Source organism: Ruegeria sp. HKCCA6707, assembly GCF_013033515.1.
In the GTDB taxonomy this organism is placed as follows: domain Bacteria; phylum Pseudomonadota; class Alphaproteobacteria; order Rhodobacterales; family Rhodobacteraceae; genus Ruegeria.
Genome location: NZ_WQEG01000004.1, coordinates 322,097 through 337,865 on the forward strand (window position 1 = coordinate 322,097; position 15,769 = coordinate 337,865).

Here is a 15,769-nt window from a genome sequence, read left to right on the forward strand (position 1 = left end):
AAAAAACGAACGGGCGGACATTCATAGATCGAAACTAGCCCCGTATTTCTTAGTTATCGGCAATATTGACCGGATTGAGAAAGGAAAACACGATGCCTCGTTTCGTTACCAAAACCATTCACGCATATCTCGACTATCCTGTTGCTTTGAGCTTGGTTGCCATGCCCTTTCTGTTTGGGCTGGGCGCCTCAAACCCGCTAGCTTTTTGGCTATCTGTTATCACAGGTGTCGCCGCTTTTGTGCTGACGGTGTTGACCGATCATCACCTGGGTATGATCCGGGTGCTGCCGTATAAACTCCACCTAGCGGTCGATGGATTGGTCGGTGCTGTCTTTGTCCTTGCTCCGTTCGTGCTGGGCTTTGCCGGTCTCGACATGTGGTATTATGTCATTCTGGGCGTTACGGTCCTGCTTGTAGTCGGCTTGCATCAACCGGATGAAACAGGCGCGGCCGCCTAAACGACACGGGGGACCGGGCGTTCTACGCGGCCCCCCGATAATCTTCGCAATTGACGGGTGGATCAGGCCAGCTGTTTCAATCGCGGCATCAAATCCAGTAGTTCTTGAGTGTAGGGATGCTGAGGTGCGTTAAAGAGCTTGTCTGTCTCCTGAACCTCGACCAGCTTTCCTTGCCGCATAACACCTACACGGTCGCACATTTGGCGCACAACCGGTAGATCGTGACTGATGAACAACATGGTCAGGCCAAGGTGGTCTTGCAGGTCCTTGAGGATGTTCAGGATCTGCGCCTGAATCGAAACGTCAAGCGCGCTGGTCGGCTCATCGCAGATCAAGAACCTGGGCTGTGTCGCCAGCGCCCGAGCGATACAAATCCGCTGGCGCTGGCCGCCTGAGAACTCATGCGGGTATTTTCGCCAGGCATCTTTGGCCAACCCGACCCAATCCAGCAGTTCACGCACACGGGGGCCGATATCGGCTTTGGGTAAGATCTTGTGGTGATGAATGGGTTCGGCGACCAGATCACCGACCTTCATGCGCGGGTTGAGGCTTGAGAAAGGATCCTGAAAGATCATCTGGATTTGACGACGGTACCCTTGCAAAGCATCGGCCCCCATGGCCGTAACATCCTCACCGTCAAAGATCACACGGCCACCGTCCACGGGGTAAAGCGTGCCGATCATACGAGCCACGGTTGATTTGCCCGACCCACTTTCGCCGACAAGTCCAAAAACTTCGCCATCTCGGATGTCAAAGCTGACCTGATCCACCGCGGTGAAATACTGCCTGTGCGACGGAAGAATCGCACCCTTTTGCAAAAAGGTTTTGGTGATGTTTTCAACCTCAACCAACTTGCCGGATTTGGACAGATCGGTTTTGGTCCAATGGGCTGCCAGATCGTCGATCTTGAACGTGCTGACACGGTCGCCATAGCTGACCATGGGAAACCGCTCGACCTTGGTATGGGGCCGTGGCACCGCAGCGATCAGCGATTTGGTATAGTCATGTGTGGGCGCGCCCAGGATCTGATCCGTTGTGCCGCTTTCGACCACATGGCCGGAATACATGACCGTCACCGTATCAGTGGTATCTGCAATGACGCCCATGTCATGGGTCACAAGAATGACACCCACCTGACGTTCCTTGGCCAGTTCCTTGATCAGATCCAGCACTTGCGCCTGAACCGACACGTCCAGAGCGGTTGTGGGTTCGTCCGCGATCAGCACGCTGGGCTCGGTGCACAAGGCCAGCGCGATCACCACCCGCTGACGCATCCCGCCGGAAAACTGATGGGGATATTGGTTGAACCGCTCTGCCGGGTCTGGGATCGAGACCCGATCGAGCAGCGCAATTGCGCGCTTTTTGGCTTCGGACGCTGACAGGCCCAGATGCAGCTGGATCGTCTCAACCAATTGCTCACCCACCGTGAAAAGCGGGTTGAGCGAGGTCAGCGGGTCCTGAAAGATCATACCGATCTCTTTGCCCCGGATCCGGCGTTTGTCTTCGGCGTCCAGCGCGTCGATGCGGCGACTGTTCAGCCACACCTCACCCTCGGACACATGCGCCGGAGGGTCCAGCAGCCCGATCACCGCGTTGCCGGTCATCGATTTACCTGCCCCGCTTTCGCCCACAACGCCCCGGATCTCACCGGGATGCAGGTCATAGGTCACATGTTCGACCGGTTTGAAAACGCCGTGGCGCGTGGGGATTTCTACCGTCAGGTTGCGGATCGAAAGAACGGGGTCGGTCATTTCAGCCTCGGGTTCAGAACATCACGCAGCCAGTCGCCCAGCAGGTTCACACTCAGCGCCAGCGCCAGCAAGGTGCAGGCCGGGAAGAACAAGATCCACCATTCGCCCGAGAACAGGAACCCCTGCCCGATGCGAATGAGCGTCCCCAGCGAGGGCTGTGTCGGCGGTGCGCCTACGCCCAGAAAGCTGAGCGTGGCCTCGGCGATAATCGCAAGCGCCAGCGAGATAGTGGCGATCACCAAAACCGGTGACAGCACATTGGGCAGGATATGGCGCAGCATGATGGTCAACGGGCTTTGCCCGATGATGCGCGCGGCGGCGACATAGTCTTTGTTCTTTTCAACCAAAGTGGCCCCGCGCACGACCCGCGCAAACTGCACCCAATCTGACAGGCCAATGGCCAGGATCAGCACCCAGATGGCCATCTGGTCACGGTATTCCACCGGGGTCACGCCCTTGGCGATCCCAAAGATCAGCATGGCCAGCAGGATCGAAGGGAACGTCAGCTGCACATCCGCGGTACGCATGATGATCGTCTCGGTCCAGCCGCCGAAATAGCCTGACAACAGGCCCAGGATGATGCCCAGCACCATGGCAAACAGGACAGCGGCAACACCCACAAAAAGCGATATCCGCATCCCGTAGAGGATCGTCGAAAACACATCCCGCCCCTGATCGTCGGTGCCCATCAAAAAGCTTTCACCGGTGAAGGCGTTGGGCTGCATCGGCGGTGTAAAACCGTTCATCAGGTTCAGGCTGGACGGGTCGAACGGGTTTGTCGGTGCAATCAGTGGTGCTAGGACCGTCGCAAGGATCAACAACGATGCAACCGCAGCCGACACCATGGCCACGGGCGAGCGGCGAAACGCGTAGAACTGATCGCTGTCCAGAATAGTTTGCAGACGGCTCATGCGCTGACCCTCAGACGCGGATCGATAAAGGCATAAAGAATGTCGACCGCAAGGTTGATGGTGACGAAGATGACCGAGATCATCATCAGATAGGCGGCCATGACCGGGATATCGACGAACTGGATTGCGTTGATGAACAAGAGGCCAAGACCCGGCCACTGGAACACCGTTTCGGTGATGATAGCAAAGGCGATTATCGCCCCCAATTGCAGGCCGATTATTGTGATGACAGGCACCATCGTGTTTTTCAAGGCATGGCGAAAGTTGATGGTCCGATCGCTTAGGCCCCTTGCACGGGCAAAACGAACATAGTCCTGTCTCAATACCTCGAGCATTTCGGATCGCACCAGACGCATGATCAGAGTCATCTGATAGAGGCCAAGCGTGATTGCCGGCAGGATCAGCGCCTTAAGACCGCTGGCCGTCAGCAGCCCAGTATTCCACCAGCCCAAATCCACAACCTCGCCGCGCCCGAAGCTGGGCAGCCAGCCCAGTTCGACCGAGAACACGTAGATCAGCAAAATTCCGATTAGGAAGGTGGGCAGAGACACCCCGATCAGCGATGCCGACATGATGAAGTTCGCTGCAAACCCGTCGCGCTTGATGGCGGTGAACACACCCAGCGCAATCCCTAAGACAACCGCAAAGATGGCCGAGACCAATGCCAGTTCCAGCGTCGCCGGAGCACGTTCGGCTAGGATTTCGGCAACGGGGCGGCCTTGGCGAAAGCTGACCCCAAAATTGCCTTGCACCGCTTCTTGCAAAAACTTGACGTATTGCACGGGAAACGGTTGATCCAGACCAAGCTGTGCGCGCAAACGCTCTACATCTTCCATGGTCCGTTCCTGCCCCAGCATGTTGTCGATCGGATCACCGACAAACCGGAACATGGAAAAGGCGACAAGGCCCACGACAAAAAGTACCAGCGCCGACTGGGCAATGCGCCTGACGATGTATGACAGCATTTAGTTGACCGTGACCCAACGCAACAGGAAGAAATTGTCAGGACGCTGGGTCAGTTCGACATTGCTGCGTGCACCCCAGACCAACGGCTGGACATAGAGCGGAACATAAGCCACCTCGTCTTGCAGTATTCCCGCAACCTCATCCAGCATCGCCTGACGCTTGGGCTCATCGATCTCGGACTGGATCAAGGGCAAAAGCTCATCCACGCGCGCGTTCGAGTAGCCGCCAAAGTTCCAGGACCCCAACTTCTTTTCCTCATTTGGAGTCGAGGCAAGAAAGCGCACGGGATGTTCAGCATCGAACGTGCCCGGCGACCAACCCAACAGGTACATATCAAAGTTGTCGGCGCGCAGTTCCGGCCAATAATTCTGGACCGGCATCGCATCCAGCGTCACGTTCAGACCAGCCTGAGTCAGCATGGCCGTGATCGCCTGACAGACCGACTCGTCATTCAGATAGCGGTTGTTGGAGCATTTGAAGCTGACCTCGGCCCCTTCGGCCCCGGCCTCAGCGAGCAGCGCCTTGGCACCGTCCAGATCAAAGGCGTAAGGGTCGGCATTTGCAGCCGAGTACCCGCGCATCGCGGGGCTGACCAATTGGCTGGCCACTTCGGCATTACCGCGCATGATGGTCTGAAGGATGGCCGGAACATTTACCGCCTTGGCCACAGCCTCGCGCACACGGGCATCTTTGAACAGATCCGAGCTGCCCTGCCCCGTTTCGCTGGCACCCTCTTTCTGGTCAAAGCCCAGCATGATCACGCGAGCCTCGATACCCTGAATGACTTTCACATCCGGGTTGCCCTGCAAGCGGGCGACGTCCTGAATGGGTACAGGGTTGATGAAATCCACATCCCCAGACAGCAGCGCGGCCAGAGCGGTTGCGGGGTTCTGGATCGGTACCAGTTCAGCGCTGGTCAGGTTGTGTTCGGCCTCATCCCACCAACTGTCAAAGGGCTCCAGAACCGTGCGCAGCCCGGGCTCGCGTGCGGTCACACGGAAAGCACCGGTGCCGTTGGCGTTCAGCGTGGCATAGTTCCCGGCCTCTTTATCGGGCAGCGCCGCGTCATTGGCCTCGGCCCAACCACTGTCCATAATCATCCAGTTGGCGATGCTGTCCGGGAAGATCGGGTTTGGCGCGGTGGTCATGACGTCAACGGTATAGTCATCAACCTTGACCACATCGCTGACCGGTGCAAACCAGCTGCGTGTGTCCGAGCTTTCGTCCGACGCGCGCTGATACGAAAAGATCACGTCATCTGCGTTGAACTCGGACCCATCATGAAATGTCACACCTTCGCGCAGCTTGAACCGCCAACCCGCACCGCCATCGATGGTTTCCCAACTGGTCGCCAGGGCAGGCTCGATGGTCATGTCTTTGCCACGACGCACGAGGCCTTCGTACACATTGTTCAGAAAACCCAGCACCGGGGCCGAGTTGACCGCGTGCGGGTCCATGGTTTGCGGATCGGTCGTCACGGCGAATTTAAATTCTTCAGCCGAAACGGGCATGGCAAGCGCGCCCATCAGCGCGGCAGTGGTCAGACGTTTCATGATAGCTCCCACTTCATATGGTGACGGACCCCGTGGGTCGGGGCCCGCCAGAAAGGTTTAATTCAGGCCGAAATGCTTGACCATGGGCTGATCCTCGGGATCAACCTCGATGGCCAGGTTTTCTGCCATGCCCCAGTTCAGCACCTGATGGTGGATCGGGATGTACAGCTGCTCGTCCTGCACAACGCGCCAGATATCAGCGATATCCTTGTTGCGCGCGTCCAGGTCCGTGTTGGACGCCAGCGATTTGATCTTGGCATCGAGGTCATCGCTGTTGAAACCCGTACCGTTCCAAGTGCCGATATCACTCTCGCGACCATGGACCAGGAAGTTGAAGATGTATTCCGAGTCATATGTCGGAACACCCCAACCCAGCATGTAGAAATCGGTCAGACCATCGGTGATCAGCGGGAAATGCTGTGCTTTTGGCTTGGCGTCGAGGTTCACCGTGATCCCGATTTGACCCAACATGCCAACCGCTGCCTGACAGATACCTTCATCGTTGATGTAGCGGTCATTCGGGCAGTCCAGCCGGATCGAGAAACCGTCCGCATAGCCTGCCTCGGCCAACAAGGCCTTGGCCGCTTCGATATCAGTGCTGCTTTCGGCGTCCATCTCGGCCGTCCAGCCGTTCACAAACGGAGGCGCAATCATCCCGGCGGGTTGAGATTGGCCACGCATGACAACCTGCTGAATGGCATCGCGATTGATCGCTTTCGACATCGCCTGACGCACGCGTACGTCCGCCAGAGGGTTCTTGCCGTCAACATTGTCGGCTTCGATATCGTCCGCGCCCTGGTTCATCCCGAAGAAGATCACCCGGTTTTGTGGGGCCTGTTTAACAACCAACCCATCGACGGCATCGACCCGTTGAAGATCTTGTACCGGCATGTCCTGCAGGAAGTTCACCTCACCCGACAGCATTGCCGCAACGCGGGTCGCATCGTTTTGGATGGGAGTATAGATGATCTCGCTGATCGCCATCGGAAACTGATCGCGTCCCCAATAGTTCTCGTTACGCTCCATGACGGTTTTCACGTCGGGTTCACGGCTGACCAGTTTGTAAGGACCGGTGCCATTCACATTGGTGGTCGCAAAAGTGATCTCACCACCTTCGAAATCCTGCACGTCGACCGTGTTGTTCGCTTCGGTCCAGTCTTTGTCCATGATGAACAGATCGGTCAGGTTTGCAGGCAGGATCGGGTTCGGACCATCTGTCACGATCTCGACGGTGTGGTCGTCGACCGCGCGCACTTCGACAATCGAATTGATCAGCTCTTTCATGTCCGAGTTTGGCTGTTTCGCGCGATTGATGCTGAACACCACATCCTCGGCAGTGAAATCCGCTCCATCGTGGAATTTCACACCCTGGCGCAGGTTGAATACCCACACGTTCGGATCGTCCGCGCTGGGGGCCCAATCGGTGGCAAGAGCTGCTTCGAACGCACCAGACGTGTCGCGAATAATCAGTGGCTCATACATCTGATGGCGCACAGTATGTGTCGGCCCTTCGTTCTGCGAATGTGGATCAAGCGTGAGCGCATCTCCCGACCGCGCCCACCGCAAGGTTTCCGCACTGGCCAACGAGGTCGTCGTCATCAATAGCGCAAGCGCTAGCATTGGTTTTTTCATTTTTTACTCCCGTTTTGCAGACATTTAGCTGCAGTGAATTCGCGATTCTCTGTCACGAATTTCTATGAACGTTATGGGTGCGGATAGCATACCAACTGCGGACGCATGTCAATCAGCGATCGTATGGATTTAGTTCGATTCAACAACCTGAGTTTCGGCGTCAGATAAGCTTGTCGCAAAGAAAGAACGACGCAGATGTGTGCCGGTTGGAACCTCCGAGCGCCTAGCTCGAAACAGATGAGACGAGGACTTGATACCCAATAGAACACTGAGTGATGTGCCGGGAGTTGCCGCGTCTAAAGGTGAACACAGGTTCGACTTTTTCATGGCTCGTAATGGTACAATCAAACGATGCTATCTCGGCTAAACGTCTTAAACTGAAAGACCGGTCCAACCGCAATAGGCCCACGCAAATCGCGTGGGCCTGTTTCGTTTTGGAGCCTTGCCATCAATAGCGGTACCTGCAGCTTTTCAGCTGTCTCGCTGGCATTTGAGATTCGAGCATGGTCCAACGTCCAAGTATCTTCTCAACGCGCCCAAATCTAAGACTGAAAAGAGGACACAGATCGCCGCAAAATTGAGCAAACCCTGAATAGCAGGGCGCCCCAAGCATTCTCTCCTGCTTTGTTTTGCATTATGGAAACATTGGCCTCTTTGGCAGATTATTGCTAATTAATACCTTTTGGACGTCATTTTTCCGTCTCTTTTCTCGGCTCTTCAAAAGAGGACCAAGAGAAGTGAGTTGAACGCTGTTGTTGGGCGCAGGGATGTGAAGAATGACTGGCTTGAAAAAGAATGAATACGTCGAAGAAGAGCAGACGTTTGTAGACGAACTGAAGCCCGGTACAGAGCTTATGCACAGGCAGTTTCGGATCGAACGTTTTCTGAATGCTGGAGGTTTCGGGATCACTTACGAAGCCAAAGACAGCCTCAATCGGCGCGTTGTCATCAAGGAGTGTTTCCCCGGAGCATTCTGCCGACGTTCGGTTGTTCAAGTCGTGGCCCGTTCGCGTGCGCACCAGCAAGATCTTGCCTCGATCGTAAAGCTATTTGTGCGTGAAGCACGCAGCCTCGCCAAGCTCAAGCATCCCAACATCGTTGGCGTGCACCAGGTTTTCGAGGAAAATAACACCGCGTATATGGCGCTTGATTTTGTCGACGGCCGCGACCTGCTTCAGATCATTGAAGACAAGCACACCAATCTCTCTCCAGCGCTGATCGAAGAAATTTTAACTAATTTGCTTGATGCTGTCGCGTTTGTGCATAATCAGAATGTGCTGCACCGGGATATCTCGCCCGACAACATCCTGCTGGACCTTAACGATCGCCCGGTTTTGATTGACTTCGGCGCCGCGCGCGAAGAAGCCACGAAACAAAGCCGAGTATTGACCGCCATGCGTGTCGTTAAAGACGGCTATAGCCCGCAAGAGTTCTATATCGCGGGCAGTGAGCAAGGACCGCATAGCGATCTGTACGCACTTGGCGCCAGCTTCTATCACTTGATTTCGGGCGAAGTGCCGCCAAACAGCCAGGCGCGCCTGTCCGCTGTGGCAGCCGGCGACCCCGACCCTTACCAGCCGCTGGAAGGACGCTTCGACGACTACAACCCCAAATTCCTTGCAGCGCTTGATAAGTCGTTGGCTATCCTTCCCAAAGACCGCATGGCGAGTGCAGAAGATTGGCAGGCGATGATAAAAGGGCTGGCCCCGAATTCCGCTGATGTCGTCGTTCTTGCGTATGGGTCCACACCAAAACCGGCAAACGAAGTCAAAGCAGAACAACAACAAGAGTTGCAAAAAGGGAAGTCCCGCACCGGGTTGTTGTTGGCATCCGCAGCAGTTGTAGCAATTGCTGCTGTTGGCGTCGCGTATCAATCAAGCCAGCCCGGTGGTCTCGATCTTGGGTCGTTGACAGGTAACAGCGTAGCTGTAACCGCAGAGCCGAATACGGCAACAGCGGAAGATGCAGCCGAAGTAGCTGCGGCGACCCCATCCCAGGCTGAGACCGCTCCTGCCCTGCCTGCGTCTCCTGTTTCTGAAACCCAGCCAGCAGATGACACAACGCTGGAAGCACCGGCCCCCACCATCGCAGACGCGACCAGAGCCGAGCCGCCGGAAACTGTCGCTGAACCCGAAGTCAGCGCACCGGCTGTCGCAGAAGCGGTACCTGCAAGCCCAGAAAGTGTCGCGCGGACAGAAGTGGCGACAGATATTCCTGCCGCTAAAATCCAGCCGGCCGAGACAAACCAACCTGCTTCAAAAGTTGCCGCTTCGGAAATCGTTACACCAAACACGTCTGACGACTACACTACCGAACTGGCCAGCCTCTTTAATCCAGCCGGGCTAGTGGTCGATCTGTCCTCGATAACGACAAATGTTGAGGCTGCGGTCGAAAACACCCCACCCACCGCTTCGACGCCGGTCGCCAAACCCGAGCCTGCGGCTATCGACACCAAAATCATCCCAGAAATTCCTGCGCAGAATGATATCGAAATTGCCGGACTGCAGTCTGAGCGCTTGGTGCAGCTGCCCTATGAACGCCTGCTTGATGCGAGCAAAGGTGAAATGCGCATTTTTGCCGTCAATGGGACGCCAGTTGCTAGCCGGGACGATTTCAATGCTGTGACTAAAGGGCTTCTGGCCAATTCAGATAGGTCGACCCTGGAAGTAACTGTCAGCATCGGTGTCACAACTGCGGACGCACGGGAACAGACCCTGACTTTGCCGGTCTTCCAGCGTGTGACGCTTTCCAACGGTTTGGTGTTCAACACTTCTTATCAGGGCGATAGCTGGATAACACGCGTTGCGGCTGTCCCCGATGAGCTGAACCTGGACATGCGCCCCGGCGACATTCTCTACGGTTATCTCATAACAAATGAGTTGCTGACCGGCCCTTATGCGGTTGAGACAATCTTGGAAGAGCAAGTCGGCCAAGGGAAAACTTCGTTCAGTTTCGCTGTCAAGCGCGGTGAAGATATCTGGGCCGTGGCTTTCCCTTTTGATGGCAATGCTCCGATTGTCACGGCCACTGCCACGCAAACCAGTAAACGTTGACAGATCCGCAGACGGAGGGGATGTTGTGAACTTTCTCAAGAGGCTATTTGGATCCAAATCCGATACCAAGCACGACGCACGCAAGCGCGCGTCGGCCAAAAGTGAAATCGCTAAGGCGGACGCCGAACGGAAAAAACGGCTCCACGCTGTGGTTAACCGGCATACTCAGAAAGCGGCTAAACCTGCCGAAGCCAAGGAACAAAAGCCCCAGCCGAGCAAACCCGCTACCCGCAAGAAACAGGCCAAAACCCGTTTGATTGCGCTTGAACGGTCGGAACCTCAAGTGATCGATCTGATTAGCAATCGCAAGCAAGCGGCGAAGGATACGAAAAACCAGTTCCCCGTGGGCTGGCTTGTGGTGATCGGTGGTCCAGGTCAGGGGCGTTTCTTCCCACTGCACTCGGGCCTGATGCAGATCGGACGTGGCGAAGACCAGCAGATTTCCCTGGACTTCGGAGACACTACGATTTCGCGGAATAATCATGCTTCGCTCGTCTTTGACGCAGACAGCAACCAGTTCTTTCTGGGGCATGGTGGGAAGTCAAACATTGTCCGTCTGAATCAAAAACCAGTTCTGTCAGATGTCATCTTGCAGGACCGGGATGAAATTATTGTAGGTGAAACTGTTTTGAAAATCAAAATGCTGGCCGGTGCTGATTTCAGCTGGGCAGAAACCGGCAACAACAAGGAGCGTAAACATGTGGAGAGCGCCTGAACCGCGTTATGATGTCGCCTCAGGGCTGTCTCAGGGTGGTCGCGACTACCAGGAAGACGCTTTGGTAACTGATTTCCCCTTCGGCATGGATAGCGGGGTTGCCGTTTTGGCCGACGGGATGGGCGGCCATGAGGCCGGAGACGTCGCTTCGAAAATCGTATCGACCGAGGTGTATAGCGCCCTCAAATTCCGATCAGCCAGTTTTGCCGAGGCTGAAAAGGACATACCCGATCACTTTGCAGTCGCAACAGCCGGGGCCAATGGCACGATCCGTGACTACGTTTCAGAAAATCCGGGCGCTCGCGGTATGGGCGCAACACTGGTTGCTGTCGTTGTGGCGGAAAACCGTATGTATTGGATGAGCATCGGTGACAGCCCGCTCTATTTGCTGCGGGGTGGCAAGCTGCAGCAGTTGAACGAAGACCATTCGCTGGCGCCGCAGATTGATTTGATGGCAGAACAGGGTCTTCTGAGCCCCGAGTTGGCCAAAAATCACCCGGACCGGAACTGCCTGACTTCAGTCATCATGGGTCAGAACATTCCTAAATTTGACTGCCCATCAAAGCCGTTTGAGCTTCAGCTTGGCGACATCGTGGTCGTATCCTCTGACGGGCTTCAATACCTGGGTGAGCCGATGCTGCAAAAGATCTTGCACCGCTATCGCCGACGGAAATCGGCAGAAATTGCAGGGCATCTGTTGAACGCGATTTCAGATCTCGATGATCCCGATCAGGATAATGTGTCCTTTTCGGTAATCAAATTGAACCACATGAAACCGGTCGAGCGTAAAATCACGCAAAAACCGATCGGCATGTCTGAAGAACAAGGTCAAAGCCTTACTCGTGTGGTCAGTCTGGAAGACAAAGCCAAGACTGCTGCTGGCTCGAACGAACCGGCGGATCAACCGGAGTTCAAGCACGCCCGATCTGGTTAGAACGCTTGATAACTCTCAAAATGGGGCCTGCATGCGGGCCCTTTTTTTGTCTTGGTATCCGAGCCAAAAGTCGGGATTAGGGTCCTAAACGCGTTGCGATTAACGCGTCTTGGCGAAATCGCAAGAGAACCCATGAATTAACAACATACAGAACATCTTCCACCACTCAGACATCTGTCAGATTCTGTACATCGGGGAATGCTAAGACTTCCAATCTTTCTCCCGCAGCAACCCCCTGATCCACAATCGAAGCCGATGTGGGTCAACCAATGGGATCCCCCGGGTTTCTGCATTCGAAACAGAGTGCAGCATCTTGGGGATCCCATTTAGTGCCTGTGTCGTCAAAGGCGTATACCAAGGGTTTCGCGTCTCAATAAGGTTGCGACCCAAATGGCATGCGATGACCTGACAAGTGGGTTCCTCACTCCGTTTCCTGCCCAGAACCTCGAAATAAGAAGTAAGTGACTCATCCAATTAGTTGTGGATTATCAAATAATGGGTTTATTGGTCTTTGCGGGTCTAAGCTGCTCAGACCCCGACTGAATAATGGGAGGACATCATGAAACATCTTAAAGCGTTCCTTGGGGGCGTTTCACTGGCAGCGGTGATGGCAACCGCATCAACGGCACAAGAAGTCACGCTCAAACTGCATCACTTCTTGCCCGCGCAGGCCAATGTGCCGCGTCTCATTTTGGATGTCTGGGCCGACAAGATCGAGGCCGAGTCCGAAGGGCGCATCAAGATTGATCGTTTCCCGACCATGCAACTGGGGGGCAAGCCGCCCGAATTGCTGGATCGTGTGATTGATGGTGTCGATGATATTACCTGGACAGTGGTCGGCTATACGCCCGGGCGTTTCCCATCGACTGAGGTATTCGAGCTGCCTTTCATGGTCGAAGATGCCCGCGCAGCGTCCTGCGCCTATTGGACGATCTTTGAAGAAAGCATGAAAGACGGTGAATTCAGTGACGTTCAGATCCTGGGCACTTGGGTACACGGCCCGGGTATGTTCCACACCGCTGATCCGGTCGAAACACCAGCTGATCTGGAGGGCATGAAGATCCGTGGTGGATCGCGCCTTGTGAACGATCTTCTGTCCGAAGCGGGCGCAACACCGGTTGGCATGCCCGTTCCCGCAATCGCCGAAGCACTCTCGAAAGGTGTGATTGACGGAACCACTATCCCGTGGGAGGTCACACCAGCGTTGAAAATACCTGAACTTGTTGAAAACCATACCGAATTCGAGGGACCCTCTCTCTATACCCTGACCTTTGTTCTGGCCATGAACAAAGCGTTGTATGAGGGCCTATCGGATGAAAACAAGGCAGTAATCGACGCCAATTCCGGAATGGATTTTTCGGTCTTTGCTGGTGGCACGCAGGCGGATGCCGATGGCCCGGCGCGTGAGGTTGCGGTGGACGCGGGCAACACGATCATCACCATCTCGGACACTGAGGAATGGAAGGAACTGGCCGCGCCGATCTATGAAAACTGGATCGCTGATCTTGGAGAAAAAGGTATGGACGGCCAGGCATTGATCGACCGCGCCAAAGGGTTGATGAGCGGTGAGTGCAAAGGCGCAAACGCGAAAATGTAATCCTCCTGATCCAGCGCCCGTCATCGGGCGCTGGCGAGGCTTGGGGTGAATTCTGAATATGCACGCTTTTGTCTTTAGGCTTGCTCGTCTGCTAGCGCATTTGGGCGGGATCACCTTGGCTGCGTTGATCCTGATTGTGTGCGTCTCGGTCGCCGGGCGCTTGCTGAATGGCGTTTTGCACGGCGATGCAATGCAAAGCTTTGCTCCGGGTATTGCCGATTGGCTACTGGCCTTGGGGATTGGTCCAGTCAACGGTGATTTCGAAATTGTCGAAGCCGGAATGGCCTTTGCGATCTTTGCCTTTCTTCCAATTTGCCAGATCACTGGCGCCCATGCTTCTGTCGATATCTTCGCCTCAAGACTACCTGCCCCGGCGAACAGGTTGCTGAGCTTGTTGACCGAGCTCTTGTTTGCCGCCGTGCTGGTTCTGCTGGCCTGGCAACTGACCTTGGGTGGGCTCAGCAAATTCCGGTCCGGTCAGACTACCCTGTTGCTGGAGTTTCCGGTCTGGTGGTCCTATGCCGCAAGCATCGTCGCGATGTGGATTGCCGCCCTTGTAGGGATCTACATGGCCGTGTTGCGCGCCGGCCAGGTCATCGCAGGCCGAGACAACCCTCTTTCTGACGAAAGGCAAAACTCTTGAGCGACATTGCCATTGGACTGTGGTCCTTTCCGGCGCTTCTTGCGCTGATTTTTGTGCGCGTGCCGATCGGTCTGGCGATGTTCGTGACCGGGTTTGTAGGCATCATCCTGATGACGGGTGACACCAACATCGCCGTCGGACGGCTAAGGACCGAGACCTATACGACCTTTTCTAACTATTCCCTGTCGATCATCCCGATGTTCCTGCTGATGGGCCATTTCGCGACGCTGGGCGGGATGAGCCAGGCCTTGTTCAAATCCGCTGAAAGCTGGCTGGGTCACCGCAAAGGGGGTGTGGCCATGGCCAGCGTGGGGGCCTGCGCGGGGTTCGGGGCTATCTGCGGATCATCTCTAGCGACCGCAGCCACCATGAGCCGTGTCGCGCTGCCAGAATTGAAACGCTATGGCTATTCGGGTGGTTTCTCGACCGCTACGCTTGCAGCGGGTGGAACATTGGGCATCCTGATACCGCCCTCGGTGGTATTGGTGATCTATGCCATCATAACCGAACAGAACATTGCCAAACTGTTCCTGGCCGCTTTCATCCCCGGCATTCTGGCGGCCATCGGCTATATGATTGCTATTTCGGTCTATGTCCGCGTTAATCCCGGTTCGGCGGGAACGCGTGAAAGGATGCCTTACGGAGAACGTTTTCGAGCGTTGTTTGATGTCTGGCCGGTGCTTTTGGTCTTTTCGCTGGTTGTGGGCGGTATCTATCTGGGGTGGTTCACCCCAACCGAAGGGGCGGCCATCGGCGCGTTTGGCACAGCTGTTATTGCCTGGTTTGCTGGCGGACTGACCCGCGCCCGTCTGAGCGAAAGCTTTGTGGTCACCGCCAAATCCACCGCGATGATCTTTTTTATCATCCTGGGGGCTGCATTCTATAATGGCTTTTTGGCGCTGACCCAGATGCCGCAGGCTGCCGCCGAATGGGTTTCAAACAGCGGGTTCGCACCGGTCACAATCATCCTTGTGATCCTAGTGTTTTATCTGATCCTGGGCTGTTTCATGGACAGCCTGTCGATGATCCTTCTGACGATCCCGATCTTTTGGCCTATCGTGCAAGGACTTGATTTCGGTCTTGTTTCTTTGGTCGAGTTCCAGTCTGCGCGCTTGGATGATTTGATTGCTTCTGGCAAAGAAATCCCCGCAGCCGCCTTGGCCGAGGCCCAAGCCTTGTTGACTTCAGGCCAAGAACTTAGCCGCGAGATGGCCCGTGAACTGGGGCTGCGCGGAGCGTCCACCGGAGCCTTCAACCGGGTGAATATCGAACAAACAGCCATCTGGTTTGGCATTCTTGTGCTGATTGTGGTTGAGGTCGGGTTGATCACCCCTCCTGTGGGCATGAACCTGTTTGTCATCAACGCGATGGATCGGGAAACACCAATGACCGAGACCTATCGGGCCGTGCTCTATTTCGTGGGCTCTGATTTGATCCGTGTCGGGATATTGCTTGCCTTTCCAGCGATCACACTCATGCTAATCCCTATTTAAAGGCGGTCCGAGATCATGTGCTATTCCCTTCAGAGAGTACACAGACCCGGAAAGAGGTCCCCA

General features: G+C 55.5%; 12 protein-coding genes. 7 read left to right on the plus strand and 5 right to left on the minus strand.

The features are described from left to right. The first annotated feature begins 92 nt into the window (after positions 1-92). The gene (locus GOW40_RS12385) at positions 93-458 is read left to right on the plus strand and encodes a hypothetical protein (RefSeq protein WP_171103301.1); all 366 of its coding nucleotides are present in this window, start codon (positions 93-95) and stop codon (positions 456-458) included. Between the two features lie 62 nt (positions 459-520). Here GOW40_RS12385 and GOW40_RS12390 read toward each other — a convergent pair whose 3' ends face one another. The 5 genes from GOW40_RS12390 to GOW40_RS12410 are packed head-to-tail and all read right to left on the minus strand — an operon-like array spanning position 521 to position 7,271. Next, positions 521-2,209 (minus strand): ABC transporter ATP-binding protein, encoded by a 1,689-nt coding sequence (locus GOW40_RS12390; protein ID WP_171132975.1) that lies wholly within the window; start codon positions 2,207-2,209, stop codon positions 521-523. Next, positions 2,206-3,120 (minus strand): ABC transporter permease, encoded by a 915-nt coding sequence (locus GOW40_RS12395; protein WP_171103297.1) that lies wholly within the window; start codon positions 3,118-3,120, stop codon positions 2,206-2,208. Before GOW40_RS12395 ends, GOW40_RS12390 begins: the two co-directional genes overlap by 4 nt. Continuing rightward, positions 3,117-4,085 carry an ABC transporter permease gene (locus GOW40_RS12400; RefSeq protein WP_171103295.1) on the minus strand — a complete coding sequence of 323 codons (969 nt, stop codon included), beginning with the start codon at positions 4,083-4,085 and terminating at the stop codon, positions 3,117-3,119. Before GOW40_RS12400 ends, GOW40_RS12395 begins: the two co-directional genes overlap by 4 nt. Continuing rightward, a complete protein-coding gene (locus GOW40_RS12405; protein WP_171103294.1) occupies positions 4,086-5,639 on the minus strand; it encodes an ABC transporter substrate-binding protein in 1,554 nt (517 codons plus the stop codon). 57 nt (positions 5,640-5,696) lie between these two features. After that, positions 5,697-7,271 (minus strand): ABC transporter substrate-binding protein, encoded by a 1,575-nt coding sequence (locus GOW40_RS12410; RefSeq protein WP_171103292.1) that lies wholly within the window; start codon positions 7,269-7,271, stop codon positions 5,697-5,699. A 776-nt stretch (positions 7,272-8,047) separates the two neighbouring features. Here GOW40_RS12410 and GOW40_RS12415 point away from each other — a divergent pair. From GOW40_RS12415 to GOW40_RS12440, 6 genes are all read left to right on the plus strand, one after another. After that, a complete protein-coding gene (locus tag GOW40_RS12415) occupies positions 8,048-10,324 on the plus strand; it encodes a serine/threonine-protein kinase (protein WP_171132974.1) in 2,277 nt (758 codons plus the stop codon). Between the two features lie 25 nt (positions 10,325-10,349). Continuing rightward, the gene (locus GOW40_RS22450; RefSeq protein WP_171103288.1) at positions 10,350-11,039 is read left to right on the plus strand and encodes an FHA domain-containing protein; all 690 of its coding nucleotides are present in this window, start codon (positions 10,350-10,352) and stop codon (positions 11,037-11,039) included. Further along, the gene (locus GOW40_RS12425; RefSeq protein WP_171103286.1) at positions 11,023-11,973 is read left to right on the plus strand and encodes a PP2C family serine/threonine-protein phosphatase; all 951 of its coding nucleotides are present in this window, start codon (positions 11,023-11,025) and stop codon (positions 11,971-11,973) included. The genes GOW40_RS22450 and GOW40_RS12425 overlap by 17 nt, the downstream gene beginning before the upstream one ends. 559 nt (positions 11,974-12,532) lie before the next feature. Beyond that, positions 12,533-13,570, plus strand: coding sequence for a TRAP transporter substrate-binding protein (locus GOW40_RS12430; RefSeq protein WP_171103284.1), 1,038 nt, complete (start codon positions 12,533-12,535; stop codon positions 13,568-13,570). A gap of 58 nt (positions 13,571-13,628) precedes the next feature. Further along, positions 13,629-14,213 (plus strand): TRAP transporter small permease, encoded by a 585-nt coding sequence (locus GOW40_RS12435; RefSeq protein ID WP_171230993.1) that lies wholly within the window; start codon positions 13,629-13,631, stop codon positions 14,211-14,213. After that, positions 14,210-15,706: a TRAP transporter large permease gene (locus GOW40_RS12440; protein WP_171230994.1), complete on the plus strand. Its 1,497-nt coding sequence runs from the start codon at positions 14,210-14,212 to the stop codon at positions 15,704-15,706. Before GOW40_RS12435 ends, GOW40_RS12440 begins: the two co-directional genes overlap by 4 nt. Positions 15,707-15,769: the final 63 nt, after the last annotated feature.